Genomic DNA, 24,680 nt, shown 5'->3' with positions numbered 1-24,680 from the left:
TATTGGTATATACCAGATTGCTCCCTTATAAATCGCCCCCATCAAAAGACTGCAGGCTGGAGAAGCAAGCGATGGTGTCGGTAAAGGTAATGCTGGAGTACTTTCATCCCTGGCCGAATTCGGCGGGTTTGTACCTGGCGCGGGAACGCGGCTGGTTCGCCGAGCTGGGCCTGGATGTGGAGTTGGTGGTGCACGACCCCTACCGTGGCGACACCCTTGAGCACCTGCTGACCGGCGCGGCGGACTTCGGCATTTTCCCCAGCAACCGCCTGCTGGTCCGGCGCGGCCAGGGGCAAGCCCTGCAAGGCATCGCGGCGATCAATCATGCGGGCCTTGAGTCGATTCAAACCCTGACCGACTCCGGCATCCGCCGCCCACGAGACCTGGTGGGCAAGCGCCTGGCGCTCAACCCCACGCCACGGGGTTTGGCGATGGTGCGTCACCTTGTGAGCAACGACGGTGGCGACCCTGATGGCGTGATCCTGGTGGACAGCGGCGTACGTGAGTTGCGGCCCGAACAGTTGGCCGAAGGCATCGCCGATGCCAGTTTCGGCGGCTACTGGGCCTGGGAAGCGTTGATGCACAGCCCCATCGAAGCGGAACGCCGGGTGGTGTTGCCGGTGGATCAGATTGGCGCACCGGCGTATCACAGCTACCTGTTGGGCGCCCACGAACAAACCCTCGCCGAGCAGCCCGGGTTGGTGCGTGATTTCCTCGCGGCCACCGCCCGTGGCTATCTCGCCGTGGCCGAAGAGCCAGCCATCGCGCTGGCGGCCTATGAGCACACCACACCGTATTTCCCGGCGGAATTGCTCAGCGCATCCCTGCACAAAATCGCTCCGACCTGGCTGCATGACGGTCGTTGGGGCGAGCAACGCCAGGCGCTGCTGAAACCTTATGCCGAGTGGCTGCACGAGCACGCGGTGCTCGACAATCCGCAGGTGTGGCAAGGGGCAACCAGCAACGCCTATCTGCCCGGGGCGACGGCATGAATCCACAACGCACCGCCCATGGCCTGGGGCTTGATCCGGTAGCTGCCGACTGGCCAGCGCTGCACGAAGCAGATATCCAACAGTTGCTGCACGAGTACCCGCAACTGGGTCAACTGCGCAGTTTGCATTGGCACAGCCCGCGACCGTTCTCCGCTGCCGGGCTGATCAATACCGGCAGCGCCACCCTGTTCGTCAAACGGCATCACCGACACGTGCGCCAAGCCGCATGGCTGGAAGAAGAACACCGCCTGATCGCCCACCTGCATCGCCACGGCGCACCGGTTGCCGCAGTGGTGCCGAACCGCCACGGTGCAACGGCCACGACGCAAGGTGAATGGACCTACGAGATTCACCATGTCGCCGAGGGCCTTGACCTGTACCGCGATGCGCTGTCGTGGTCGCCCTTCCAAAGCACTCAACATGCGCAGGCGGCGGGTGTGGCGCTGGCTCGATTGCACATCGCAGCCGAGCACTACAGCGCACCCCGCCGTCAAACAGAAGTGCTGCTGGCCAATGCCCGGGTGATCGAACAACCCGCGCCACTGGCCGCGATCGCCAATACCCCGGCGCTGACCGAGTACCTCGCCGACAAGGATTGGCACACACGGCTGACCGAGCTGCTGTTGCCCTGGCACGCGCCCCTGCAACCCTTGCTGCACCAACAACCGGCGCTCTGGACCCATAACGACTGGCACGCCTCGAACCTGCTGTGGCATGCAGACGGCAACGTCGCCAGCGTGCTGGACTTCGGCCTCGCCGACCGCACCTTCGCCCTCTACGACCTGGCGACCGCCATCGAACGCAACGCCGTGCCCTGGCTGGACCTGGACAGCGGTGGCCTGGCAGCAGCGGACCTCGACAGCGTCGACGCATTGCTCACCGGCTATCACCGGGGCCGGCCATTGAGCGCCCAGGACCTGCACACCCTGAGCGCCCTGCTGCCGTTGGTGCATGTGGATTTTGCCCTGTCCGAAATCGCGTACTACCAAGGCGTAGTGGGTTCCACCCGCAGTGCCGACGTGGCCTATCACGCCTACCTGCTGGGCCATCTGCAGTGGTTTGCCGGTGCCCAGGGGCAACGATTGCTCAACCACCTGCGGCGAAAATCCGTATGAGTATCCTGGTCGATACCGATTGGCTGCATGCCCACCTCGGGGAGCCCGGGCTGGTGATACTGGACGCCACCGTCGTCCTGCCATCCCCGCGTTTTGACGGTGATTACCGGGTCGCCAGCGGTCATGCCGGTTGGCTGCACGCACATATCCCCGGCGCACGGCATGCCGACTTGCTGACCGATCTGGCCGACGTTCAAGCGAGCTACAGCTTCGCCCTGCCAACACCACAAGCCCTGATTCAGGCACTGGCGAATCTGGGTGCAGGCGCCGACAGCAACGTGGTGATCTACGATCGCGCCGACGGTTTCTGGGCCGCACGCCTGTGGTGGATGCTGCGCGGGCTGGGCATTCACGCCGGCGTGCTGGACGGTGGTTTCAACGCCTGGCAACGGGCGGGGTTACCGCAGCACAGCGGGCAGCCTGCAAACACACCCGTCGTCGAACCCTGGCCGATCAGCACCTACGCACCACTGTGGATCGACCGCGCAGGCGTTGAGGCGGTGGCCGCAGGCCAAGCACCCGGCGTACTCGTCTGCGCGTTGGGCAGCGCCTTGTTCGACGGCACCGCAGCCACCCGCTACGCCCGGCGCGGGTACATTCCCGGCAGCCACAACCTGCCGGCACGCACGCTGTTTGATGCACACGGTCGCTACCTGCCCAAGGACGCCCTGGCCGTGGCTATCGGACCCACGCTGCTGCACAGCGACGGTCCATTGATTCTGTACTGCGGCGGCGGAATTTCCGCGGCGGCCAACGCCCTGGCCCTGACCCTGCTGGGTCGCCAGGACCTCGCACTCTACGACGGCTCGCTGCAGGAATGGGCCGCCGACGCACGCTTACCAATGACTACCGGAGCAGCTCCGGCCTGACGCCTTTTGCGGCGACCCCGGCTTTTTAATTTCGTACTGGCAACCCGTCCGTTGCGCAGCGCTGGGCCCCTTTGCGCCCAATAAAGCGCGAGGCGCCAGCGGGCAGGCCCTTGGAGCGCTCCTTTTATGGCAACACCGTACCGTCACACCCTGCTCGCCCTGAGCATCACCCTCGCCGCCACGGCCGCCCACGCCCAGGACGCGACCCTGGACACCGTCACCGTAGTCGGTGAACAGGCCACCGACTACCAGGCGAAAAAGGCCGCTGTCGCCGGCTTCGATAACGCCCCGCTGCTGGACACCCCGGCCTCGGTGGCGGTGATCACCGAGGCTCGCCTGAAAGACCAGCAAGCCCGCCTGCTCAGTGAAGTATTGAAGAACGACGCCTCGGTCGGCGACAGCTATGCGCCGGTGGGTTACTACGAGAATTTCGTGGTGCGCGGTTTCTCGTTGAACCCGGCCAGCAGCTACAAGATCAACGGTCGCACCATCACCGGCGAACAGAACGTCGCACTGGAAAACAAGCAGCAAGTGGAAGTGCTCAAGGGCTTGTCCGGGCTGCAAAGCGGCGTGTCCGAACCCGGCGGCTTGATCAACTACGTAAGCAAGCGCCCGGAGAACGTGCGCTCGGTGACTGTCTCCACCAACGAACACGGCGAGCGCTACCTGGCCACCGACGTCGGCGGCTGGCTCGGTGCCGAGCAGCAGGTGGGGGTGCGGGTCAACCTGGCCCACGAAGACATCCGTTCCTACGTCGACCACGCCGACGGCCAGCGGGATTTTGCCTCCCTGGCCCTCGACTGGAACATCAGCCCCAACGCCCTGCTGCAACTGAACGCCGAATACCAGAACCGCGAGCAACGCTCGGTGCCCGGATACCAATTGCTCGGCGGCACCACCGTGCCCCACAACGTGTCGCCACGGGATCTGCTGGGCTACCAGAGCTGGTCGAACCCGGTGGGCATCAAGTCGCTGAACCTCGACGGCCTGTTCGAATACCGCTTCAACGAGGCCTGGAAAGCCAGCTTCAGCGCCTCCCGCAGCCGCGTGGTGATCGACGACTACAGCACCTTCGCCTGGGGTTGCTACGGCGCCGCCAGTTGCGCCAACACCGCAGTGCCCAACCACTTCAGCGCCGAGGGTGACTACGACATCTCGGACTACCGCAGCCCCGACGACACCCGCAGCAACGAAGAAGCCCAGGCCGCCCTCAACGGCCAGTTCGACACCGGTTTTCTCAAGCATGACCTGACCTTCGGCACCACTGCCTTCCGCCGCCTGGTGGACCGGCGTGAATCAGTCAACGAATACATCGGCGAGGGCAATATCTACGAAAAGCCGCCGGTGCTTGACCCCTACGAGGGGCCGCTGGGCCATACCTACCGGCGCCTGGACAGCCGCCAATACGGGCTGTTCGCCAGCGACCGCATCAGCTTCAACGAGCAGTGGCAAACCATTCTCGGCGGGCGCCAGGTGCGCCTCGACGAAGAAACCTACGACCAGGCCGGCGACACCACCCGCCATACCCAGCGCAGCGTATTCCTGCCCCAGGTGGCGCTGATCTATAAGCCGCGCCCGGACACCACCCTGTACGCCAGCTACAGCAAGGGCCTGTCCCTGGGCGGCACCGCGGCATGGTTCAGCAGCAACGCCGATGAGGTATTGCCGCCGACCACCTCGCGCCAGCTGGAAGTGGGGATCAAGCGTGACTTCCAGCGCCTGAGCCTGACCGCCGCGCTGTTCCAGATCACCCAGGACCTGCAATACAACCGGCCCAGCGATGACGGCAGCATCACCTTCGTACAGCAGGGCCAGCAGAAGAACGTCGGCCTGGAGCTTTCGGCCAATGGTCGGGTGACCGACAACCTGCAAGTGTCCGCCAGCGTGGCGGCGATTCGCGCCCGGGTGAGCGGCAGCGGCACCGACGACTACGACGGCCACCAGGCGATCAACGTACCCAAGCTGCGCGCCAGCCTGCACGGCGACTACAGCATTCCCGGGATCAAGGGCCTGGCCCTGCTCGGCGGCGTGCAATACAGCGGCAGCAAGTACGCGAACCGCGAGGCCAGCGTGAAGGTCGACGACTATGCGGTGTTCGATGTCGGCGGACGCTACAGCACCAAAGTCGGTGATTACGATACTGTGCTGCGCCTGACCGTCGACAACCTGTTCGACAAACGCTACTGGCGCGATGTGGGTGAATCGGCGGGCGATGGCTACCTGTTCCTGGGCGCGCCACGCACCGCGCGGTTATCCGCCACCGTCAATTTTTGAGGCTGACTGTTCATGCGTAATCTGATTTTTGCCAGTGTGTGCCTGCTCTCCACCGCCCTCGTCGGCTGCCAGCAGCAACCGCCCGCCAACGACCAGCTGGATGCGGTGCTGTGGACCCAGACCTCCATCGAGCACGAGCTGATCTACCGCCAGGTGTTCGCCAACGCCACTCGCCAACTGGACGTGGCCCTCAAGACCCCGGACTGGGACGCCCTGCCCTTGCCACCGCGCAATCTGGCCGGGCTGCCGCCGGCGGTGATCGTCGACATCGACGAGACCGTGCTCGACAACATCCCGCTGAATGCCCGGGACGTCGTCAACAACCAGGTCTACTCCTACGACCGCTGGAACACCTGGGTCGACCAGGCCAAGGCCCAGGCGCTGCCGGGCGCCGTGACGTTCCTGCAGGCCGCCAAACACAAAGGCATCACGGTGTACTACATCACCAACCGCGAGCAAAGCCAGGTCCAGGCCACCGTCAACAACCTGCGCCTGCGGGGCTTTCCGGTGGACAGCGAGCAGCAGGTACTGGCTGCCGGCACGCCCATTGGCGGCTGCGAACACGCCGGCTACGGCAAGAACTGCCGACGCCAATGGGTCGCCCAACACGCCCGCGTGCTGATCCTGGCGGGTGATTCCCTGGGGGATTTCGTGCAGGCCGAACACAACACCCTGGACGCCCAGCGCAAGGCCGCCGAACCCTACCTGGGCTGGCTCGGCCAGCGCTGGTTCGTGCTGCCCAACCCGACTTACGGCAACTGGTACAGCGCGCCGTATGGCGACCAGGAAAAACTGCCCTTTGAACGCAAGCGCCAGCTCAAGCAACAAGCGCTGCACCTGCAAAACTGACCCTGAGGGGACCGTATGACGCCGCTGGAAATAGTCGCTGTGATCTTCAATATCGCCGGGGTGTGGCTCACCGCCCGACGGGTGCGCTGGTGCTGGCCGGTCAGCGTGGTCGCGGTGTTGCTGTACGGCTGGATCTTCTTCGACGTGAAGCTGTATTCCGACATGCTCCTGCAACTGGTCTTCGCTGTGTTGCAGGGCTACGGCTGGTGGCGCTGGAGCACCGGGCGCATCGACGCGGGCAAGGTGCGGGTGGAACGGCTGCCGGTCCAGGAAGCATGGCGGCACCTGCTCGCCGGGGTGATCGGTGCGCTGCTGCTGGGCGCCGCCATGCACCACTTCACCGATGCCGCACTGCCGTGGCTGGACTCGCTGCTCACCGCTTTCAGCCTGGTGGCCAGCCTGTGGGCGGCGCGCAAGTATGTGGTGAGCTGGTGGCTGTGGATCGTGCTGGATACGGTCTACGTGGGCCTGTTTGTGTACAAGGACCTGCAACTGACCGCTGCGCTGTATGCCGGGTTTGTGGTGCTGGCGGCGTATGGGTTGGTGTCGTGGCAGCGTGACCTGCGCCAACAGGAACAGCAACTTTCAGTTGCTTGAACACGATGTTTGTTTCCCAACTGTTGCCAGGCCAACAGCTGGGAAAACATATAACTAAAACAACGCATTACAGTACATAAAATCATTAAACATAAAGCCCTTATCGCGTTTAAATATAAAAAATCCCATGGGTATATTTATGAATTTACGTACTGTCGTGACCTTGGGCCTGGCCCTGTTAGTGGCCAGCCCGGCGGTGTTCGCCGGGGCAACGCTGGATCGCATCACGCAATCCAAACAGTTGGTTGGCGTGCTGATGGAGAACTATCCGCCCTTCTCTTTTCTCAATGAACAAAACCAGCTGGATGGCTTCGACGTCGACGTGGCCAAGGCCGTGGCCGACAAACTTGGCGTCACCCTGAAGTTGGAAACACCCTCTTGGGAAGTAATCGCAGCAGGCCGCTGGCAAGGGCGTTATGACGTGTGCATCTGCTCCATGACCCCAAGTGCCGCCCGTGGGCAAGTGTTCAATTTTCCTGTCGAGTATTACGCCTCACCGGCGGTCATCGTGGTCAACGCCGATGAATCTTCCATCCACTCGGCCAGTGACCTTTCCGGGAAAAAAGTCGGCGTGGGCAGCGCCTCGACCTACGAGGCCTACCTGAACAAAGACCTGGTGATCGAAGGCGCCAACACGCCAATCGAATACCCGTTCAGCCAGATTCAAGCCGTGCCTTACGACAATGAAATCGTGGCCTTCCAGGACTTGGCGCTCGGCACCGGCAAACGCCTTGACGCAATGCTCACCAACCTGGTGACCGCCAATGAGCGAATCAAGCATGACCCACGCTTCAAGGTCGTCGGCAAACAGCTTTACAGCGAGCCCAACGTGGTCGCCACCGAAAAAGGCGACCCCCAATGGGACGCGAGGCTGACCCAAGTGCTGGCCGACCTTAAAAGCGACGGCACGCTGACGAAGATCTCCCAGAAATGGATTGGCGCAGACATCACCCAATGAGCGTTTTCCCCACCCCGACCTCTGTGGTGAAACCGCCGCCCGTCAAACGCCAGTGGTTGCCCTTCCAGGTGCGCCTGTGGCTGACCTGGGGCGTGATGCTGTGCCTGTTCGCCGGGCTGTTCATGAGCTTCGACCTGAAGTTTGCGATCGTCGCGGCCAAGTGGCAAAACCTGGTGGGCCTGCACCTGTCGCCCAACGGCTTTCTGCAGGGTGCGGCGCTGACGCTGTTCCTGTGTTTCTGCTCGATCTGGCTGTCCCTGGCCCTGGGGTTTGCGACGGCCCTGGCGCGCTTGTCGAACAGCGCGGTGGCGTTCGGGATTGCCAGTTTTTACGCCTCGTTCTTTCGCGGCACGCCGCTGCTGATCCAGATTTTGCTGATCTACCTCGGCCTGCCCCAGTTGGGCGTAGTGCCGGGCGCCATCAGCGCCGGGATCATTGCACTGTCGTTGAACTACGGGGCATACCTGAGCGAGATCTTTCGCGCCGGCATCATCGGAGTGTCCCAGGGCCAGCGGAATGCAGCGGCGGCGCTGGGTATGGGCCCGGCGGTGACGTTCTGGCAGATCGTGCTGCCCCAGGCGATGCGCACCATCATTCCACCGACCACCAGCCAGTTCATTTCGATGCTCAAGGACTCATCGCTGGTCTCGGTCATGGGCGTCTGGGAAGTGATGTTCCTCGCGCAGTCCTACGGGCGCTCCTCATACCGCTATATCGAAATGCTCACCACCGCTGCCGTCATCTACTGGCTGCTCTCCATTGGCCTGGAACTGATCCAGGCACGCCTGGAGCGGCACTACGGCAAGGCCTACCTTCACGGGCGATAACCGCTTTTTACCTGCAGGAAGCACAATGTCTGATCCAACCCCGTTGTTATTCGGCCTGTACGAACAAGCCAGTGTCGGCTGCGGCGGCGCGCCCAGCCTGTGGACCCACCCGGCGGATGAACGCCTGGGCATCAACACCCTCAAGTACTGGTCGAACCTGGCCCGCACGGCAGATGAAGCCAACCTCGACCTGATGTTCTTCGGCGATGTGCTGGGCTTCTACGATGTGTTTGGCGGGTCCGAAGCGGCGGCGTTGAAATGGGCGGTGGAAGCGCCGGCCAACGACCCGCTGACGATCATTCCCGCACTGGTGGCCCTGACCGAAAAGCTCGCCTTTGGCGTCACGGTCAGCACCACCTATGAACACCCATTCACCCACGCCCGGCGCTTCAGCACCCTGGACCATTTGTCCGATGGGCGTATCGGCTGGAACATCGTCACCTCTTACCTGTCCAGCGCCGCACGCAACTTCGGCCTGGAGCAGATGATCAAGCACGACGACCGCTACGAACGCGCCGAAGAGTTTCTCGACGTGGTGTACAAGCTCTGGGAAGGCAGCTGGGCCGATGACGCGGTGCTCGCCGACAAACTCGCACGCACCTATGCCGATGGCACGCGTGTTCGACCGATCCAGCATGCCGGCGACCATTACCGGGTGGCCGGCCCGCACCTCACGTCCCCCTCACCGCAACGCACTCCGCTGCTGATCCAGGCGGGTTGGTCGGGCCGTGGCCGGCAGTTCGCGGCCAAACATGCAGAGCTGGTGTTTATCGCCAAATCCAACCCGCTGGAGATACGCCAGGGGCTGGAAGATATCTGGCGCCAGGCCGAGGCCCGCGGGCGCAGTCAGCAAGACGTCAAATCCCTGACCGTGTTGCGCATCGTCACGGCCCCCACCGCCATCGAAGCACAAAAGAAATACGAGACCCTGCAAAGCAACTATCACCTGCAGGCGCAGTTGGTGAGCTACGCTGGCGACACCGGTATCGATATCAGCCGCTACGCCGACAGCGAAGCACTGTCCACTCACACCGAAGGCATGACCTCCTACGTGATGAAACCCGATGGCAGCGGTAAACCGCTGACCGCCGGCGAGGTCAAGCAACGCTTCGCCAACGTGACGCGGGGCAGCGACCTGATCCTGGTGGGCACGCCGGAGCAGGTGGCGGAAAAAATCGAGGAACACGCCAGAATCTCCGGCACCAGCGGCTACATGCTCAACCCGTTGATCAGCCCCGGCTCGCTGAATGACTTTGTCGAACTGGTGATCCCGGCCCTGCAAAAACGTGGGTTGTATCGCACCACACCGCAGACCGGCACCCTGCGTTCGCGGCTCAGCGCCGACGGCAGTGACCGCTTGCCAACCTCGGCCCATGGGGCTTCGTTCCGCTTTGAGTAAGGTGCTGGTGGGCACTGCGTGACCTGCGCCAACAGGAACGGTAGAGTCACGCCCACGCCCGGCCTGCACACGGAACCCCAGGATGCCTTTCGACCCGATTTCACCGCACTACCAGCGCATTCGCGAACAGATCGCCCACGATATCGCGGCGGGTGTGCCGCAGGCGGATGAGAAATTCCCGTCCGAACGGGAGATGATCGAGCGCTTCGGCTGCACCCGGGTCACCTTGCGCCAGGCCTTGCAGCAGCTGGAAGCCGAAGGCCTGGTGTACCGGGAAAACCGTCGCGGCTGGTTTGTCAGCCCCCGGCGCATCCGCTATGACCCGACGCGCATCAGCGGCTTCATGGATTACGTAAGTGCCCAAGGCCGTACGCCGCGCACCGAATGCCTGCACGCAGAGCTGCGCCCCGCGGGCGACTGGCTGGCCAGGCGGATGGGCCTCGCGTCGACGGATGAGCCGATGTTTTTCCTGCAACGGCGGCGCTGGATCGACCGACGGCCGGTGTTGCTGGAGTTCAACGCGCTGCTGGCCAGCTGGTGCCCTGGGCTGCTGGAGGCTGACCTGAATACCTCGCTGACCCAACTGCTGCGGGAGCGGTTTTCCCGGGTGCTGTCGCGGTGTGAGCTGGAGATGCACATTGGCACGGTGAATGAAGAGCAGGCGGAGTTGCTGCAATTGTCCACCGGTTCCACCAGCGTGTATCTGGAACGCTTGAACTTCGGCGAGGATGACCAGCCGGTGGAGTTCGACCAGGAATTCTGGCGTCCGGATGCATTGTCCGTCGTGATGGAGACGCGCTACCCCGGGACGTGAATTTCACACCCGTGAAAGCTTGTGACTTGTTGCCAACGAACCCGTTTTCACTCGCTTGCAGCCCCTACTATCGAGTCCTCGTGCGCCCCTCACATGGACTGAACCGATGATCACCCGCCCCGAAAAATCCGCGTCGCCCCGCGTCGATCAACCCAACGCTCCCGAGCGGGTTTTCGACGCCGTCCTGAACAAAGCCAAAATCCTTGCCAGCACCGGGCCGGGCGACAAAACCGTCAAGCCCGAGGACTACAAGGAAGTCACCGCCCTCCCGGCCAAACTCGACATCGACAAGCTCAAGGTCATTTCCGAAGACAAGGACGCCGGGGTGATCTACTTCGAACAGGACGGCGCCAAATACAAGATCAGCGCCGAGGGTGCGGCCAACGCCCAGGACGGCTTCGACGTATTGAAGAACCTGCGCTTCGGCCATGCCGTAGCCCCGGTCAACCAGGGCGGGCCCGACGAAGGTACCCCGCTGTACACCTTCCTCCAGACCCTGGCCGAAACCCAGGGCACCCCGGCCGGCAAGGCCATCGTCGAAAGCCTGAAGAACCCCGACCAGCAACTGCTGCGCGAAGACGGCGACGGCGTGCGCCTGGCCAACATCAAATCCGTGGGCAAGGCTGAAGACGGCATCCTCAAGGTCAGCCTTGAAAACGGCAAGACTCTGGTCATTTCCGAATTGCTCACGCCCCAGGCGTTCAGCACCTACACCCAGGCCGGGGTGACCAAGGAAGCCCTCAATGACGGCAAATCCAAAGGTTATGAAGAAGTCACCAGCCTGCCGGGCGACCTCGATTTCAGCCAGTTGAAAGTGGTGTCCGAAGACAGCAGCGCCGGAGTGATCCTGTTCGAACACCAGGGCCACAAGTACGCGATCAGCAAGTCCGAAGCCGACCTGCCGCAGCCCGGCGCCGACCTCAGCAACCCCAACCCCAACGCGGGCGGCACCTTCTACAACTTCCTCCACGCCGTGCATGCCAGCGAAGGCTCGCAGGCCTTCGACTACATCAAGAACGCCCAGTCCCTGCCCGGCCAGGAACTGCTGCGCAAGGACGAGGCCAGCCTGAAGCTGGGCGACATCAGCAAGGTCGACGCGCCCATGGACGGCATCCTGGTGGTCAACCAGGCCGACGGTAAACTGCTGGTGGTGTCCAAGGACATCACCCCCGAAGCCTTCGCCGCCTACACCAGCAAGGGCCAAACCCTGGCCGGCATCGAAAAGGCCAAGGGCGACGGCTACACCCTCGCCGCACCGGACGCTTACCTGGCCTCCACCGAAGACATCATGAGCGTCGGCGGCGCCGGTGATTATGGCCCGGGCCTGATCGCCTTCACCCAGCACAAGCCGGGGGGCAGCGAAGAGAAAATCGTGGTGTCGGAAGACAGCAATCCACAGATGTTCGAGCAGATTTCCAGCTACCGCAGCGACATCGCCGCGCAAACCACCGACGTCGACAAGCTGCGCACCGACAACGGCCTGCCGCCCCTCAAGGACGTCTCCGTCGACAACCTGACCACCACCGAGAAAGATGACAGCGGCAACCCGCTGTCGGTGCAGGACCTGTCGATGAAGACCCTGGTGGACAGCTACCGCGCCGGGGTCAAGGACGGCAGCATCGGCAAGGACGACCCGCGCGCCAAGTTCCTGCGGGCGGTGGAAGCCAGGAGCATGGCCGACAACGGCATGTCGATCATTCCCGAGCACGGCTTCGGCAACCAGGGCATCGCCACCACGCCCATCGACGTGACCTCGCGGGATGTACGCGACAACATCTTCGACACCAAGGCCATCGACCAGACCATCAACGACCTGCTCGGCGACTCGACCATCCAGCACGACATCAAGGCCAACCACGACGCAGCCCTGGGCAAGGTCGACGGCGGCCAGGCGAAGGTCGATGAGACCAGGCAGCGCCTGATCGACAGCACCTCCTCGGAGAACTTCACCCAGTACATCAAGTCCCTGCAGGACAGCGGCAAGACCGAACTGGCCACCCAGGAAATCCAGACCGCCTACACCGCCCTGGCCGATATCGACCCGGCCAAGGCCGACAACTTCCTGCAAAACCTGCAGATCGACGGCTACACCGATGCCGTTGAAAAGCTGATGGACGATCCCACCAAGATCTCCGACGACAACACCGCCCTGGCCACCACCGACAACACCATGGCAATCCTGTCGATGCTCAAGGGCAGTGCCGACGGCCTGCCGCGCCAGGCGCTGGGTGTGTATTCGAAGTTCGTCGACCAACTGCTCAAGGACAAAAACGCCGCCGCCGATTTCGGCAAGGCGATGATTTCCCTCGGCGACACCTGGCAGAAAAACGGCGTGATCAGCTTCAGCGACATCGACAAGGCCGTGAGCAAGGAGATCATGCCGGGCCTCAGCGAAGAGAACCGCAGTTCGTTCGTGAAGAACCTCAACTTCCTCAAGGACAACGGCGTACTCGGCTCGGTGGGCGGCGCAATCGGCATGGGCCGTATCGTCTACCAACTCGCCGGGCAAGGCGGCAAGCTGGCGGATACGCCGATGAAGCGCCTGGGCATCGCCAACGACTTCCTCGGTTTCCTCGGCACCGGCTCGCACTTCGCCACGCTGGGCCTGAAGGTCTACGACAAATTGCGCGGCACCAACGCCTACAAGCTGATGGGCTTCGACCGTTCCCTGCCCGACCTGTGGGCCAAGCCTGGCGAGGGGTACCACGCGCTGCCCAAGGACGCCGAGGCGGTGCAGAAAAAGTACTTCGAGATCGTCGACCAGGCCATGGACGACGGCAAGGACGTGGGCAAGGCCCTCAACAGCGGCGGCTGGAGCGACGAAGGTGCGGCGAAGATCCAGGAGGGCATTGAAAAAGGCATCGCCAGCCGCGGCGGCGTGGCCGGGGCCGGGTTTGGCGCGAAGTTCGCCAGCAGCGCGATCAAGGTGATCGGTATGGCCACCGACGTGGCAGGCGGCGTGATCAGTGTGGTGCAGGCGGCGTTTACCTTGCGTGATGGTGTGCGCGAGAAAGACCCGGTGAAAATCGCCTCGGGCTCACTGTCGATGGCCGGTGGTGTCAGCAGCCTGGTGGGCGCGGCCGGCGGCGTGCTGGGCACGCTGGGGGTGACCGGGCGGATCATTCCGTTCCTGGGACCGGTGGGTTTCTTGATCTCCGGCGCGTTGTCGTTTGTCGGGGCGATCTTGAGCACGGTGCAGTCCCACAAGCTGCACAAGATCTCGATGCAGAACTGGGACCAGATCCAGGACTTCAAGCAGGACGGGCTGCTCAAGCCCAACGGGGATGAAGCGTACGTGTGGTTGCAGACCTACCTGTCCGACTGGGGCCAGCGGGATGCGCCGCAGGACCAGAGCATTTTTGATTTCCGCAAGGAAGAGTGGGATGCGCGGTCGAGTATCCGCGGGGGCGACCATCGGCGGGACCACCCGGACTTTATCGGGGACGGGAATAACCGTAACTCAGAGGACTACAAGTACTCGCTGAAACCGTCGGAATGGACCAATGAGAACCACGACATTATCTGGCGGGTGGGGGATGGGTATGGGGGTGAGTACCATGATGTGGACAAGCCATAACTGAACTTCCTGACACCCGGCAGAACCCATGTGGGAGCGGGCTTGCTCGCGAAGGCGGTGGGTCAGTCAACATTTTCAGTGACTGACACACCGCCTTCGCGAGCAAGCCCGCTCCCACATTTTGATCGGTGTTCGGCTCAAGATCGTCAGATCAACCGCGCCGCCACCAACCAGTCCGCCACCGCCTGGAACGAAGCATCCGGCACCGGATCCCCCGGCACCGTCTTGCGCGCAATCGCTTCCGCCAAGCCCTTGTCCGGCGCTTGCGGTATCCCTAAATCAAACGCCTCCTGCAACATCCCCAACGCTTCCTCCGGCGAAGCGCGGCACACCACCACCGGCACCGGCGTTTCACCACGCACATAACGCACGCCTATCACCCAGCCATCGGTGGTGCCGATCATCATCGACGCCCGGCCCAACCCCAGCTTGGTGGCCAGCGCCTGCATCTCCTGGCGCTGGCGTCGCCGTTCGCTCTTGATCAACGGGTCGCCGTCAATGTCCTTGCGCTCGCGCTTGGTCTCGCTGCGGGTCATTTTCATGTCGCGGCCGAACAGCCAGCGTTGCATCAACACATCCACCCCGCCCACCAGGATGAAGGCCGCGAGTACGGTAAACACCAGCGGCTTGAGCACCAGGAAAAACGTCGACTCGATACACCCCGCGCCACACCGCGACGACTCCATCAACGCCTGCAACGCATGCCGCCCCACCACGTAGAACGCCACAGCCAGCACATGCACCTTGATCAGGCCCTTGATGAACTCCACAAAGTTGCGCAGGGCAAACAGCCTCTTGAAGCCTTCCGCCGGGTTGATACGCTTGAACTCCGGCTTGATCGGCTCCACGGAAAACACAAAGCCACGCATGGTGATGATATTGGTCAGGATCACCACCCCGGTGGTCACCGCCATCACCGGCAGGGTAATGCCGATCACCAGTTGCTCGGCATGGTCCAGCACCCGTGGCCAAACCGTGGCGAAGGGTTCGATGTAGATCTGCGTAGTCAGGTCGATCAGCGCCGTGACCTGGGCCTGGGCCCGGGGCGCGAGGATGGAAATGCACAGGGTGCAGAACAGGATGACCATGCCCGAGACCAAGTCCTGGCTCTTGGCGACCTGGCCTTTCTTTCGCGCGTCCTTGAGTTTTTTATCCGTGGCCGGCTGGGACTTCTCTTCGCTGGTATCGCCCATGCGCTACTCCATGCCCGCGAGGGTTTTCAGCAGCTCCACCGTGCCGCGAAATTCCGCCAACTGGTCCAGCATCAACGGAATCAGGAAGCCGATATAGATCACCATCAGGATCGAGAAAAACAGGTTTTTCACCGGTAACGACAGGTCGAAAATATGCAGGTTCGGCGCCATCCGCGACAGGTACGCCAGCATCAAATCAGTGACCAGCAGCGAGATGATCAGCGGCGACACCATCAGCACTCCGACGCGCATGATCTGGTCGAGAATCGACAGCACCGCCAGCAACGCCGAGCTGGCAAACACAGGGGTAAACGCGGTCACCGGCCACAGCTGGTAGCTGTGGTAATAACCGTCGACCATCAGGATAAAACCGCCGGACATGAAGAACAGCGTGATCAACATCACCGTCAGCAAGGTGGACATCACACTCGACTCCCCGGTGGACAACGGGTCCACCAGTTGCGCCATGGTCGAACCGCGCTGCAGGTCGATCAACTCCCCCGCCACTTCCGCCGCCCAGAACGGAATGCCGAACAACAGGCCGATCAGGATGCCGATCAGGAATTCCTTGATCAGCAACCCGGCGATAAACAGGCTGCCGTGGTTGGGCATCGAGGTCATGGCGTCGAACACCGGCATGAACATCGGGATCGAAATCGCCACGGCCACGCAGCCGCGAATCATCCCGGTGAGCCCGAGGCGGTTGAACGCCGGGGTGATCACCACCACGCCCATGGCCCGGCAGGCCGCCAGCGAGGCCGAGCTGATCACCGGGTAGGCGACTTCGAGAAACTGTGCGGTAAGGCTGGCATCCATGGACGGTCAGCGCGTCCACAGCGGGAAGTTATCCAGCACCTGGCTGCCGAGTTCCGCCACTTGCCCCGCCAGCACCGGCCCCAGGAACACGATGGTCAGCAGCACCGCCACCAGCTTCACTACCTGGGGCAAGGTCTGGTCCTGGATCTGGGTCAGCGCCTGGAACAGGCCCACGCTCAAACCCACGATGATCGCCACCCCCAGCGCAGGCGCGGAGAGCATCAGCACGGTCATCAGTGCCTGTTTCATCAATGACAGGAAAACGTCCTGGCCCATGGGTCGTGCCTCAGCCGTAACTCAGAATCAAACCGTGCATCAGGCGCGACCAGCCGCTCAATGACACGAACAGGAAGATTTTCAGCGGGATCGAGATCAGGTTCGGCGAGACCATCGACATGCCCATCGCCATCAACACGTTGGACACCAGCAAGTCCACCACCAGGAACGGGATGTACAGCAGGAACCCGATCTCGAAGGCCCGGGTCAGCTCCGAACTGACAAACGCCGGGATCAGCACCACCAGGTCGTCATCCCGCAGGTCGGCACGGGCTTCCGGCGACCAGATGGTCTCGGTGGCCTGCACAAAAAAGCCGCGCTCGGACTCGTTGGCAAACCGTGCCAGGTGCGCCTGTAGCGGCGGGCGCAGGGCGTCGCCGAGGTCCTTGAGTTGCTCGACGTGCTCGATATTCAGGTCGCGGCCCTCTACCTGGCGGTACATGTCGCCAATCAACGGCGTGGTGACGTACACCGAGAGAATCAGCGCGATGCCGTACAGCACCAGGTTCGGCGGCGTCTGCTGCACGCCCAGGGCGTTGCGGATCAGGAACAGCACCACCGAGATTTTCATGAAGCCGGTGAGGGTCACCACCGCCAACGGGATCAACCCGATGGTGGCAACCACCAGGATGATCTCGATCAGGTTCGGCTGATAACCGGTCATGGGGTGGCGAAACTCAGCAGGCGCACGCCCAGGCCGTCACCGATTTTCACCAGTTGGCCCTGGCCGACGCGACGGCCGTTGACCATCAGGTCGACGCCATCCACGGTCGGCGTATTCAGTTGCAGCAGGCTGCCCGCCCCCAGTTCCCGCAGTTGCGCCAGGGTCAGTTCCAGGCTGCCGACCTGGCACACCAGCTTGAGGGGCAAATCGTCCAGGGCCGCGGCGGCATCGACGTCAGTCATTGTGTTCTCCATGTCCAAAAGGGGCGTGTTCAGAGGTTCCTGCACCTGCAGCGACGAGCCGTCGCGCTGGCAGCGGGCTTGCAGGCGGCCCTCAAGGTCCAGCAGCCAGCCGCTGCCGGGTTCGAGCATCAGCACATCGCCGGGCTGCAGGCTGCGCAGCTCGCCGAGGCTCAACCATTGCCGCCCGGCCACTACTGACAGCGTGTGGCGCAACGCCGGCAACGGGTCGGCGTCGATCTGGCCGTGCTGGTCCAGCAACTGGCCCACCAGCACTGCAGCGCTTTCACTCAAGTCCAGTTGGGCGGCCATTGGCGGGTTGTTGCCGAAGGTCAATGTCAGTGCCAGATGCACTGCATAAGGCCGCAGGTCGTCACTGGTTTCGAGCAGTTGCACGGGGTGGCCGAGCAACGGTTCGAGGCGCTCGATCAGGTCCAGCACGGCCAGTTCCAGCAGCAGCGAACGCGGCAATGCCGGCAGCACTTGCGCGTCGAACTGCAACGCCAGCGGCACCAGTACTTGTTCCAGGGCGGCAGCCGAGAGTCGCAAGCGCACCGGTGACTGGCCGAGCAACAGCAACACATCCCGGGGTGTTTTCAGCGGCTGGGGATCGGCGGCCCAGGCGACGCTCAGATCCTGCCCGGCGCAGCGGCCCTGCCACGCATGCCGCCGGCGGTGCAATTGGTTATGCAGCGTGAGCAGCGCCGGGTCGTAGTGCTCAAGCCAGGGCGCCAACGGGTCGGCAAGGGCCACGATCATGTGCCGAGTCCTTGTTCTTCACGCAGCTCGCCGGCCACCCGTTCGCTGCTTTCACGCCCGTCCAGCAGGCTTTGCCAGGCATCGGACTGGCGCTGGCGGCTCAGGCGCTCCTGGCGAAACAGCTCACGCTCACGCTCCTGGGTTTGCAGGGTACTGGACACGTGGCTGACGTCGCCTTCAAGCACCTGCTCATCGTCGGCCAAGCCCCGCAGGCGATCCTGGGCGGCCTGCCAACTGGCCACCGACAGGCCTTCGGTGAGGGAGGCGTAAATCTCGCCGGCTTCATGGGCAACGGCCTCACGGTGCAGGCGCAGTTGTTCCTTGGCGTCGGTCAAGGCGCCGCGGGTTTGCGCGCAGCGTTGCTGTTGCGCCGCCAACTGGCTCGCCGCCCGCTGTTCGCGCAGCACCCGCAGGGTTTGCAGGGTGCGCAGTTGTTCAGTCTTCATCGGTTCTTTTCTCCATCGTCATACCAACAGCGCACTCACTGAGTGCATGAAGATCGAATGTGGGAGCTGTCGAGCTCCGGCGAGGCTGCGATAGCGGTGGGTCAGGCAACATCAATGTCGGCTGTGCTGACGCCATCGCAGCCTCGCTGAAGCTCGACAGCGCCCACACTGGAGCTTGCTGCGTTTTCGGGCTCATGCCAGCACCTGGCGCATGCGGATCAAGGTGTGCATGAAGATCAAATGTGGGAGCTGTCGAGCCCCGGCGAGGCTGCGAAAGCGGTGGGTCAGGCAACATTGATGTTGGCTGTGCTGACGCCATCGCAGCCTCGCTGAAGCTCGACAGCTCCCACACTGGAGCTTGCTGCGCTTTCGGACTCATGCCAGCACCTGGCGCATGCGGATCAAGGTGTGCATGAAGATCAAGTGTGGGAGCTGTCGAGCCCCGGCGAGGCTGCGATAGCGGTGGGTCAGGCAACATTGATGTTGGCTGTGCTGACGCCATCGCAGCCTCGCTGAAGCTCGACAGCTCCCACACTGGAGCTTGCTGCGCTTTCGGGCTCATGCCAGCACCTGGCGCATGCGGATCAAGGTGTGTTCGGGGCTGCTGGGTTCGTCGGCGCTCTGGCGCAGGAAGGCTTCGATTGCCCCATGGCGGGTGATCGCTTCGTCGGCCAGGGGGTCGCTGCCGGCGGAGTACTCGCCGACGCGGATCAGCATTTCGATCTCGCCGTAGCGCGCCATCAATTCACGGATGCGCATCGCCAGGCGCTTGTGTTCATCACCGGCGACCTGCTCCATCAAGCGGCTGCGGCTGCGCAGCACGTCCACCGCCGGGAAATAGTTGCGCTGCGCCAGTTCAGCGCTGAGGGCGATATGCCCGTCGAGGATCGAACGCGCTTCCTCCGCCACCGGATCGCTGGCGGCGTCGCCTTCGGTGAGCACGGTGTACAGCGCGGTGATGCTGCCGGCAGGGCCCGGGCCGGCGCGCTCGAGCAACTTGGGCAAGGTGGCAAAAAACGACGGCGGATAACCGCGGCGGGTCGGCGGTTCACCCACGGCCAGGCCGATTTCGCGCTGGGCGCGGGCGAACCGCGTGAGGCTGTCCATCAACAGCAGTACATTGCGGCCCTGGTCGCGGTGGTACTCGGCCAGGGTGGTGGCGACAAATGCCGCGCGCACCCGCTCGGCGGCCGGGCGGTCGGAGGTGGCGACGACAGCAACGGTGCGTGCGCGGGCCGTGGCGTCCAGTTGCACGTCCAGCAGTTCGCGCACTTCCCTGCCCCGCTCGCCGATCAAACCGATGACAATCACATCGGCCTCGCTGTTGCGGATGATGCTCGCCAACAAGGAGGATTTGCCCACACCGGGCTCGCCGAAGATGCCCATGCGCTGGCCCTGGGCGAGGGTCAGCAAGCCGTCGATGGAGCGGATGCCCAACGCCATGGAGCGCACGATCAATTGCCGGGAGAACGGGGCCGGTGGCTCGGCATGCAAGGGGTAGGTCTGCAGGTTCAGGGTTGGCGGTACACCGTCACCGTCGAGAAACTCGCCCATGGGGCTGATCACTCGCCCCAATTGCGCATCGCCCACGGCCACACCCAGGCTTTCGCCGGTGGCAGTGATTTGCGTGCGGGTCGACAGGCCTTCCATGGAACCGATGGGCGACAGGATCGCTTCGTCGCCATCAAAACCGATCACTTCGGCGCTGAGGCTGCGACCACTGACCGGGTCGCGCAGGTGGCATAGCTCACCGATGCTCGCGCCCGCCACGCTGGCCCGCAGCAACACCCCGCGAATGCTCAGCACCGTGCCCTGCATCGGACGCAAGCGGGCCTGGGACAGCCGCTCGGTCAGGCGCGGCAGCAGTTGATCGAGGTTCATGCCACGCCCTCTTCGGCAAAGGGCAACAGGCTGCGGCGCAGGCTTTGCAGTTGCGCCTCCAGCCCCAGCTCAACCGAACCCGCCGGGCTGCTCAGGCGGGCCTGGCCGGCGCCCAGTTGCGCATCGGCCTCCACGGCGATGCCGTCCTTGAGCAACTGTGGGCGCAGGGCATTCACGTCGGCGGGCGGCACCCACAACGTCAAGGCCTGGCCCTGGCGAAACGCGCTCAGGGCCTGGCGTGTACAACGCACCACGCGGTCGGTGTCGTCCAGTTCGCCGAGTACTTCACGCACGATGCCCAGGGCCAGGTCCGCCAGCGACGCCTCAAGCCCGGCCAGGTAATGCTGGACCTGGGCCTGGGTCTCCAGCAGCAACTGTGCAACCTGTTCGGCGCCTTCGCGGCGCGCACTTTCAAAACCTTCGGCGCGGGCGGTGTGCAGCCATTGGTCGCTGTCGGCCTTGATCTGCTCGGCGTGCGCCCTGGCGGCTTGCACAAAGGCAAAGCCATCGGTCCATAACGCCGCTTCATCGGCGCGCAAAATCCGCGCGGCCGGACGGCTGGGTAATTCACTCATGGGCAAGCTCCTCGGCGAGTAACCGGGCGGCGACGGTCTGGACGATCTCCAGGTCGCGGGGCAAGCGTCCGCTGTAGCCCTTGGGTGCGACAAACCGCAGGGGCAGCCAGCCTTGCAACTCGGCAGGCTGGGCTTGCAGCCAGGCGGCGACACAGGTGAGGCCATCGCGGTCGATGGCGTCGATCAACTCGGCGGGCTCGCGCAGCAGGTCGGCCGCGCCGCCCAACTGCCGGTGCGCGAGGGCAAGGGCAAAGGCTTCCTGGCCAAGGCCCTCGCGCAATTCATTGACCACTTCGCGGCGGATCTCCCGGCTCAGGGTCGAGCCATGCCAGATCGCACCACACAGCCTGGGCAGACGCGCAAATTGCGCCGGGCTCAGCAGCAGCACCGGCAAATCAGCGGCGGGCGGCGTGACCAGATGCGCCAGCGGCGCCAGCTGATAATGGCTGGCCAGCAGTTGCTCCAGCCGCGAGCGAAAACGCGGCTGCCCATGCAGGGCTTGCAGCACCTCGACCGGCAGGCCTTCGCCAAAACACTCGCCAAGGCTTTGCTCGCGCACAAACTGCAACGGCTGGGCGATCAGCCCCTGCCAACGCTCAACCAGGCTCATTCACCCTCCTTGAGCACATACAACGCCTGGGCCTGGCGCCGCGCCCATTGCTGGCGGGCCAACACACCACCCGCGCCGAGGGCGAGCAGCAGCAAGCCACCGAACAGCAACCGCGCCTGGTTGAGGTTGTCTTCCAACAGCCACAGGCCCATGAAACGCGCGAGTCGCGGTTGCGCCGGGTTCTGGCTGATGGACACCGCGGCCTTGATCGCGGTCACCGACACACCGTCATAGCTCAGGCCGGAAATGCCGTTGGCAACCAGGGTCTTGATCTGCGGAATCAGCGTGTTGATGTCGGTGCCCGGGTCGTAGCGCACCAGCACCGAGGCCGACGACGGCGAAATCACCCGCTTGAGCAGGTCATTGTCCGGCAGCACCACGTGCACCCGCGCCGAGACGATGCCGTCGATCTGCGACACCGAGTGGGACAGTTCTTCGCTCAAGGCATAGATCATCTGCGCCCGCTCCTGCACCGGCGACGACACCAGGCCATTGCCCTTGAACACCTCGCCCATGTTGGAAAAGCTCTGCTGCGGCAGGCCGGCGTTGTCCAGCAGGGTCATGGCCTCGGCGAAGCGCTGTTCGTCGACCACCACTTTCAACTGGCCGTTGTCCTGCACCTTGCGCGTCGCCGGGATGCCGTCGCGCAGCAGCACCGCGACCATGGCGTTGGCGTCGCGCTCGCTGAGGTTGGTGTAGAGGTCCATGTCGCAGGCCTGCAAGAGGCTGGCGAGCACGCCGATCAGCAGCAGGCGCAGGGCACGATTCGGGCTTGGCATGGCGTTATTGACCCTTGAGCAGCGTGTTGGCGGAACCGGAAATCTGCGTCGCACCGCGCACCACCATCTGGGTTTCGATGGAGTAGTCGAACATCTTGCCCAGTGAATGGACGATCTGGTCGACCTGCTGCTCGGCGACTTTCTTGCCCGGTTCTGCGGTGGGCGAGGCACCCGAGGTGCGGATATCCGCAGCGGCCACTTGCGGCGGCGCCGAGGGGTTATTGGTGAGCAAATCGGCCCGCTCGGAAAAAGTCCGGGAGCGGTCGATAAAACTGTTCAGGCGCTCCATCAGCCCCGAGCCGATCTGATGGGGGCTGGCGCCCTCGGGCATGCCCTTGGCCGTATTGGCCATGTGCTCGAACAGATTCTGCGAGGCCCCGGCGGGCCCCGCGCCGGCGGACGGCGGCAAGGCCGTGGCGCTGGCAGCGAGACTGATGGTCATGGGTACGCCCTACTCTTCGTCGTCATCGGACATGGCGTCATTCAGCATTTCCTGCGCCTTGGGCATGATGATGAATTGGCCGCCGATGGTGACTGCCTGAGTGATCAGGGCATCGGTGAATTCGGCGTCGGTCATCTCCGGTTTATCGGCGCTCTTGGCGTTGTCCACCGCGGCGTTGAACTTGGCTTCAGGGCTGGCGCCACCGGGGGCGAGGTTGCTGTCTACGGCGGTTACGGACATGGTCATGCTCCTTTACTGGGGTTGGGGTGAATCAAGGGGTTTCAGTGCTCACCTGGGCGCCGCGAAACACCCGCACGCCGTGCTCGCGCGCCACAATAGGCGCGGCGGCCTTGGGCTGCAGGTGATCCACATGCTGCTGGACCAGCGCCAGGTACGGCGGCGGCCCGGAGACGAAGACTTCATCGCCCTCGGGGCCGTTACGCATCGACAACTGCTGGCCGAACACATCGAGGTTGTTCAGATAGGCCTGCAACTGATCCAGGTTCAGGGCGTTGGCCTTGAACAGCCTGGTGGTGATTTCATCGCTGGCATTGAGGTACAGCAGGTTGCCGTCGAAATACCAGGTCAGGCCATTGGTGCTGCACAGCGTCTGCAAAAACTCCCCGGCGGTGGCTGCACGCACGGTGCTGCGGGCCTTGCCGCGGACCTTGTCGGAGAGCACCAGCGGGATATCGAGGTTGTGGCCGAACTCTTCGAGGGCGGCGCGCACGTCCTGGTCCACCAGCACATAGGCGTAGGGTTTGGCGAACCATTCGGGCTCTTCGTCGGCGTGGGCGATCGAGGCACCCAACAGCACCGACAGACATAGGAGCGCCATGGAAAATATGCTTACATGACGTCCGCCTTCGCCCAACGAGTTGTGACGATGACCAAACACTTTTTGCTTGCCGGCAGCCTGTTGCTGGCTGCCTGTTCCAATACTGCGCCGAGCGATTCCGACCGCTCGCTGAAGCTGGCCGACGACCTGAACAAACGCGGCGACTACGCCAGCGCGGCGGCGCTGTACGAACGTGCGGCCCAGCAACCGGGCGCAAGCATCGACTTGTGGCTCAAACTCGGCCAGGCACGGCTCGACGGCAACGACGCGGTCGGTGCCGAGCGCGCCTTCCAACAGGCCCTCGGCCTTCAAGCCCACAACGCCGACGCCCTGCTGGGACTGGGCACCGCGCAACTGCGCCTTGGCAAAAGCCAACGCGCCGTGACCGCCCTGGGCCAGGCCGCCGAGGCCAGCCAATCGCCGGTCGCCTACACCCGACTGGGCATTGCCCAGGTGTTGAACGGCCAGGCCGTCGCGGCACAAACCGCGTTCGCCAAAAGCCTGAGCCTGCAACCCGACGACCTCGACAGCCGCTGCAACCTGGCCCTGGCCTACGCCCTTGGCGGCCAGGCGCAGCAGGCCTTGGACACCATCGCCCCCGTCACCCAATCGCCCCGCGCGTTGCCACGGCATCAGCGTAATGAGTTGTTGGTGCTGGTGTTGGCGGGTTACGAACAACGGGTGGCCAGCTTGCCGCTGGACGATATTCCGGCCGCTGAGCGCGCACGCCTGATCACGGAAGCCAACCGCATCAAAGCCATCAGCGATCCGATTGCGCAAGCGCGGGAATTGGGGCTGGTGGATACGCACTAAATCCAACTGCTTTTGATCTTGCTGTTGCTGTTGCACTGCTTTTGATTTTGATCTATCAGGCCCCGTCAACCACGATGG

At 63.6% G+C, this 24,680-nt stretch carries 25 protein-coding genes; 12 read left to right on the top strand and 13 right to left on the bottom strand.

Translation table 11 applies throughout. The annotated features are described in order from the left end of the window. Positions 1–71: 71 nt before the first annotated feature. From HX824_RS02250 to HX824_RS02200, 11 genes are all read left to right on the top strand, one after another. A complete protein-coding gene (locus tag HX824_RS02250; protein ID WP_177009725.1) occupies positions 72–992 on the top strand; it encodes an ABC transporter substrate-binding protein in 921 nt (306 codons plus the stop codon). Continuing rightward, the gene (locus HX824_RS02245) at positions 989–2,107 is read left to right on the top strand and encodes a phosphotransferase (RefSeq protein ID WP_177054083.1); all 1,119 of its coding nucleotides are present in this window, start codon (positions 989–991) and stop codon (positions 2,105–2,107) included. The genes HX824_RS02250 and HX824_RS02245 overlap by 4 nt, the downstream gene beginning before the upstream one ends. Then, entirely contained in the window at positions 2,104–2,976 is an 873-nt protein-coding gene (locus HX824_RS02240) for a sulfurtransferase (RefSeq protein WP_177054082.1), read from the top strand. The genes HX824_RS02245 and HX824_RS02240 overlap by 4 nt, the downstream gene beginning before the upstream one ends. Positions 2,977–3,102: 126 nt before the next feature. Then, positions 3,103–5,250: a TonB-dependent siderophore receptor gene (locus tag HX824_RS02235; RefSeq protein WP_177054081.1), complete on the top strand. Its 2,148-nt coding sequence runs from the start codon at positions 3,103–3,105 to the stop codon at positions 5,248–5,250. 12 nt (positions 5,251–5,262) lie between these two features. Beyond that, complete coding sequence (locus HX824_RS02230) at positions 5,263–6,099, top strand: 5'-nucleotidase, lipoprotein e(P4) family (protein WP_003208300.1); 837 nt, start codon at positions 5,263–5,265, stop codon at positions 6,097–6,099. Between the two features lie 15 nt (positions 6,100–6,114). Beyond that, positions 6,115–6,696: a nicotinamide riboside transporter PnuC gene (pnuC, locus tag HX824_RS02225; RefSeq protein ID WP_008433153.1), complete on the top strand. Its 582-nt coding sequence runs from the start codon at positions 6,115–6,117 to the stop codon at positions 6,694–6,696. A 139-nt stretch (positions 6,697–6,835) separates the two neighbouring features. Then, a complete protein-coding gene (locus HX824_RS02220) occupies positions 6,836–7,654 on the top strand; it encodes an ABC transporter substrate-binding protein (protein ID WP_008433155.1) in 819 nt (272 codons plus the stop codon). After that, on the top strand, positions 7,651–8,481 hold the full coding sequence (locus HX824_RS02215; RefSeq protein WP_177054080.1) for an amino acid ABC transporter permease: 831 nt from the start codon (positions 7,651–7,653) through the stop codon (positions 8,479–8,481). The genes HX824_RS02220 and HX824_RS02215 overlap by 4 nt, the downstream gene beginning before the upstream one ends. A 25-nt stretch (positions 8,482–8,506) precedes the next feature. Next, a complete protein-coding gene (locus HX824_RS02210; protein ID WP_008433157.1) occupies positions 8,507–9,880 on the top strand; it encodes an LLM class flavin-dependent oxidoreductase in 1,374 nt (457 codons plus the stop codon). A gap of 82 nt (positions 9,881–9,962) precedes the next feature. Beyond that, positions 9,963–10,694, top strand: a complete 732-nt coding sequence (locus HX824_RS02205; RefSeq protein WP_177009717.1) for a UTRA domain-containing protein — start codon at positions 9,963–9,965, stop codon at positions 10,692–10,694. Positions 10,695–10,800: 106 nt separating this feature from the next. Beyond that, a complete protein-coding gene (locus tag HX824_RS02200) occupies positions 10,801–14,271 on the top strand; it encodes a hypothetical protein (RefSeq protein ID WP_134326969.1) in 3,471 nt (1,156 codons plus the stop codon). A gap of 146 nt (positions 14,272–14,417) precedes the next feature. Here the strand turns inward: HX824_RS02200 and HX824_RS02195 are convergent, their stop codons facing one another. The 13 genes from HX824_RS02195 to HX824_RS02135 all read right to left on the bottom strand — a co-directional run bounded on the left by HX824_RS02195 (position 14,418) and on the right by HX824_RS02135 (position 23,789). Next, positions 14,418–15,464 (bottom strand): EscU/YscU/HrcU family type III secretion system export apparatus switch protein, encoded by a 1,047-nt coding sequence (locus HX824_RS02195; protein ID WP_177054079.1) that lies wholly within the window; start codon positions 15,462–15,464, stop codon positions 14,418–14,420. Between the two features lie 3 nt (positions 15,465–15,467). Continuing rightward, positions 15,468–16,280 (bottom strand): type III secretion system export apparatus subunit SctT, encoded by an 813-nt coding sequence (gene sctT / locus HX824_RS02190; RefSeq protein WP_003208312.1) that lies wholly within the window; start codon positions 16,278–16,280, stop codon positions 15,468–15,470. 6 nt (positions 16,281–16,286) lie between these two features. Next, positions 16,287–16,556 (bottom strand): type III secretion system export apparatus subunit SctS, encoded by a 270-nt coding sequence (gene sctS / locus HX824_RS02185; protein WP_003208314.1) that lies wholly within the window; start codon positions 16,554–16,556, stop codon positions 16,287–16,289. A gap of 10 nt (positions 16,557–16,566) precedes the next feature. Next, positions 16,567–17,220: a type III secretion system export apparatus subunit SctR gene (gene sctR, locus HX824_RS02180; protein WP_003208316.1), complete on the bottom strand. Its 654-nt coding sequence runs from the start codon at positions 17,218–17,220 to the stop codon at positions 16,567–16,569. Continuing rightward, positions 17,217–18,218 (bottom strand): type III secretion system cytoplasmic ring protein SctQ, encoded by a 1,002-nt coding sequence (sctQ, locus tag HX824_RS02175; RefSeq protein ID WP_008433160.1) that lies wholly within the window; start codon positions 18,216–18,218, stop codon positions 17,217–17,219. Before sctQ ends, sctR begins: the two co-directional genes overlap by 4 nt. Then, entirely contained in the window at positions 18,215–18,664 is a 450-nt protein-coding gene (locus HX824_RS02170; protein WP_102606212.1) for a hypothetical protein, read from the bottom strand. Before HX824_RS02170 ends, sctQ begins: the two co-directional genes overlap by 4 nt. Before the next feature lie 558 nt (positions 18,665–19,222). Next, positions 19,223–20,545, bottom strand: coding sequence for a FliI/YscN family ATPase (locus HX824_RS02165; RefSeq protein ID WP_134326971.1), 1,323 nt, complete (start codon positions 20,543–20,545; stop codon positions 19,223–19,225). Then, entirely contained in the window at positions 20,542–21,120 is a 579-nt protein-coding gene (locus HX824_RS02160; protein WP_177009714.1) for a FliH/SctL family protein, read from the bottom strand. The genes HX824_RS02165 and HX824_RS02160 overlap by 4 nt, the downstream gene beginning before the upstream one ends. Further along, on the bottom strand, positions 21,113–21,730 hold the full coding sequence (locus HX824_RS02155) for a hypothetical protein (RefSeq protein ID WP_003208324.1): 618 nt from the start codon (positions 21,728–21,730) through the stop codon (positions 21,113–21,115). Before HX824_RS02155 ends, HX824_RS02160 begins: the two co-directional genes overlap by 8 nt. Next, the gene (gene sctJ, locus HX824_RS02150) at positions 21,727–22,509 is read right to left on the bottom strand and encodes a type III secretion system inner membrane ring lipoprotein SctJ (protein ID WP_003208326.1); all 783 of its coding nucleotides are present in this window, start codon (positions 22,507–22,509) and stop codon (positions 21,727–21,729) included. The genes HX824_RS02155 and sctJ overlap by 4 nt, the downstream gene beginning before the upstream one ends. 4 nt (positions 22,510–22,513) lie before the next feature. After that, positions 22,514–22,951 (bottom strand): hypothetical protein, encoded by a 438-nt coding sequence (locus HX824_RS02145; RefSeq protein WP_003208328.1) that lies wholly within the window; start codon positions 22,949–22,951, stop codon positions 22,514–22,516. 9 nt (positions 22,952–22,960) lie between these two features. Next, a complete protein-coding gene (locus HX824_RS02140) occupies positions 22,961–23,191 on the bottom strand; it encodes a hypothetical protein (protein WP_003208330.1) in 231 nt (76 codons plus the stop codon). A gap of 31 nt (positions 23,192–23,222) precedes the next feature. Next, complete coding sequence (locus tag HX824_RS02135; RefSeq protein ID WP_177049808.1) at positions 23,223–23,789, bottom strand: type III secretion protein; 567 nt, start codon at positions 23,787–23,789, stop codon at positions 23,223–23,225. Between the two features lie 48 nt (positions 23,790–23,837). Between HX824_RS02135 and HX824_RS02130 the strand changes: the two genes are divergently transcribed. Beyond that, entirely contained in the window at positions 23,838–24,602 is a 765-nt protein-coding gene (locus HX824_RS02130; protein WP_134326973.1) for a tetratricopeptide repeat protein, read from the top strand. Positions 24,603–24,680 lie beyond the last annotated feature (78 nt).

The organism is Pseudomonas sp. D4002 (genome assembly GCF_013385665.1).
Lineage (GTDB): Bacteria > Pseudomonadota > Gammaproteobacteria > Pseudomonadales > Pseudomonadaceae > Aquipseudomonas.
Note: the sequence above shows the minus strand (reverse complement) of the source record. Positions and strands in the feature narration are given on the sequence as shown.

Excerpts from the sequence above, each read along its gene's own strand:
- HX824_RS02250 (WP_177009725.1), top strand. The coding sequence starts at position 72 with ATGGTGTCGGTAAAGGTAATGCTGGAGTACTTTCATCCCTGGCCGAAT.
- HX824_RS02245 (WP_177054083.1), top strand. The coding sequence starts at position 989 with ATGAATCCACAACGCACCGCCCATGGCCTGGGGCTTGATCCGGTAGCT.
- HX824_RS02240 (WP_177054082.1), top strand. The coding sequence starts at position 2,104 with ATGAGTATCCTGGTCGATACCGATTGGCTGCATGCCCACCTCGGGGAG.
- HX824_RS02235 (WP_177054081.1), top strand. The coding sequence starts at position 3,103 with ATGGCAACACCGTACCGTCACACCCTGCTCGCCCTGAGCATCACCCTC.
- HX824_RS02230 (WP_003208300.1), top strand. The coding sequence starts at position 5,263 with ATGCGTAATCTGATTTTTGCCAGTGTGTGCCTGCTCTCCACCGCCCTC.
- pnuC (WP_008433153.1), top strand. The coding sequence starts at position 6,115 with ATGACGCCGCTGGAAATAGTCGCTGTGATCTTCAATATCGCCGGGGTG.
- HX824_RS02220 (WP_008433155.1), top strand. The coding sequence starts at position 6,836 with ATGAATTTACGTACTGTCGTGACCTTGGGCCTGGCCCTGTTAGTGGCC.
- HX824_RS02215 (WP_177054080.1), top strand. The coding sequence starts at position 7,651 with ATGAGCGTTTTCCCCACCCCGACCTCTGTGGTGAAACCGCCGCCCGTC.
- HX824_RS02210 (WP_008433157.1), top strand. The coding sequence starts at position 8,507 with ATGTCTGATCCAACCCCGTTGTTATTCGGCCTGTACGAACAAGCCAGT.
- HX824_RS02205 (WP_177009717.1), top strand. The coding sequence starts at position 9,963 with ATGCCTTTCGACCCGATTTCACCGCACTACCAGCGCATTCGCGAACAG.
- HX824_RS02200 (WP_134326969.1), top strand. The coding sequence starts at position 10,801 with ATGATCACCCGCCCCGAAAAATCCGCGTCGCCCCGCGTCGATCAACCC.
- HX824_RS02195 (WP_177054079.1), bottom strand. The coding sequence starts at position 15,464 with ATGGGCGATACCAGCGAAGAGAAGTCCCAGCCGGCCACGGATAAAAAA.
- sctT (WP_003208312.1), bottom strand. The coding sequence starts at position 16,280 with ATGGATGCCAGCCTTACCGCACAGTTTCTCGAAGTCGCCTACCCGGTG.
- sctS (WP_003208314.1), bottom strand. The coding sequence starts at position 16,556 with ATGGGCCAGGACGTTTTCCTGTCATTGATGAAACAGGCACTGATGACC.
- sctR (WP_003208316.1), bottom strand. The coding sequence starts at position 17,220 with ATGACCGGTTATCAGCCGAACCTGATCGAGATCATCCTGGTGGTTGCC.
- sctQ (WP_008433160.1), bottom strand. The coding sequence starts at position 18,218 with ATGATCGTGGCCCTTGCCGACCCGTTGGCGCCCTGGCTTGAGCACTAC.
- HX824_RS02170 (WP_102606212.1), bottom strand. The coding sequence starts at position 18,664 with ATGAAGACTGAACAACTGCGCACCCTGCAAACCCTGCGGGTGCTGCGC.
- HX824_RS02165 (WP_134326971.1), bottom strand. The coding sequence starts at position 20,545 with ATGAACCTCGATCAACTGCTGCCGCGCCTGACCGAGCGGCTGTCCCAG.
- HX824_RS02160 (WP_177009714.1), bottom strand. The coding sequence starts at position 21,120 with ATGAGTGAATTACCCAGCCGTCCGGCCGCGCGGATTTTGCGCGCCGAT.
- HX824_RS02155 (WP_003208324.1), bottom strand. The coding sequence starts at position 21,730 with ATGAGCCTGGTTGAGCGTTGGCAGGGGCTGATCGCCCAGCCGTTGCAG.
- sctJ (WP_003208326.1), bottom strand. The coding sequence starts at position 22,509 with ATGCCAAGCCCGAATCGTGCCCTGCGCCTGCTGCTGATCGGCGTGCTC.
- HX824_RS02145 (WP_003208328.1), bottom strand. The coding sequence starts at position 22,951 with ATGACCATCAGTCTCGCTGCCAGCGCCACGGCCTTGCCGCCGTCCGCC.
- HX824_RS02140 (WP_003208330.1), bottom strand. The coding sequence starts at position 23,191 with ATGTCCGTAACCGCCGTAGACAGCAACCTCGCCCCCGGTGGCGCCAGC.
- HX824_RS02135 (WP_177049808.1), bottom strand. The coding sequence starts at position 23,789 with ATGGCGCTCCTATGTCTGTCGGTGCTGTTGGGTGCCTCGATCGCCCAC.
- HX824_RS02130 (WP_134326973.1), top strand. The coding sequence starts at position 23,838 with ATGACCAAACACTTTTTGCTTGCCGGCAGCCTGTTGCTGGCTGCCTGT.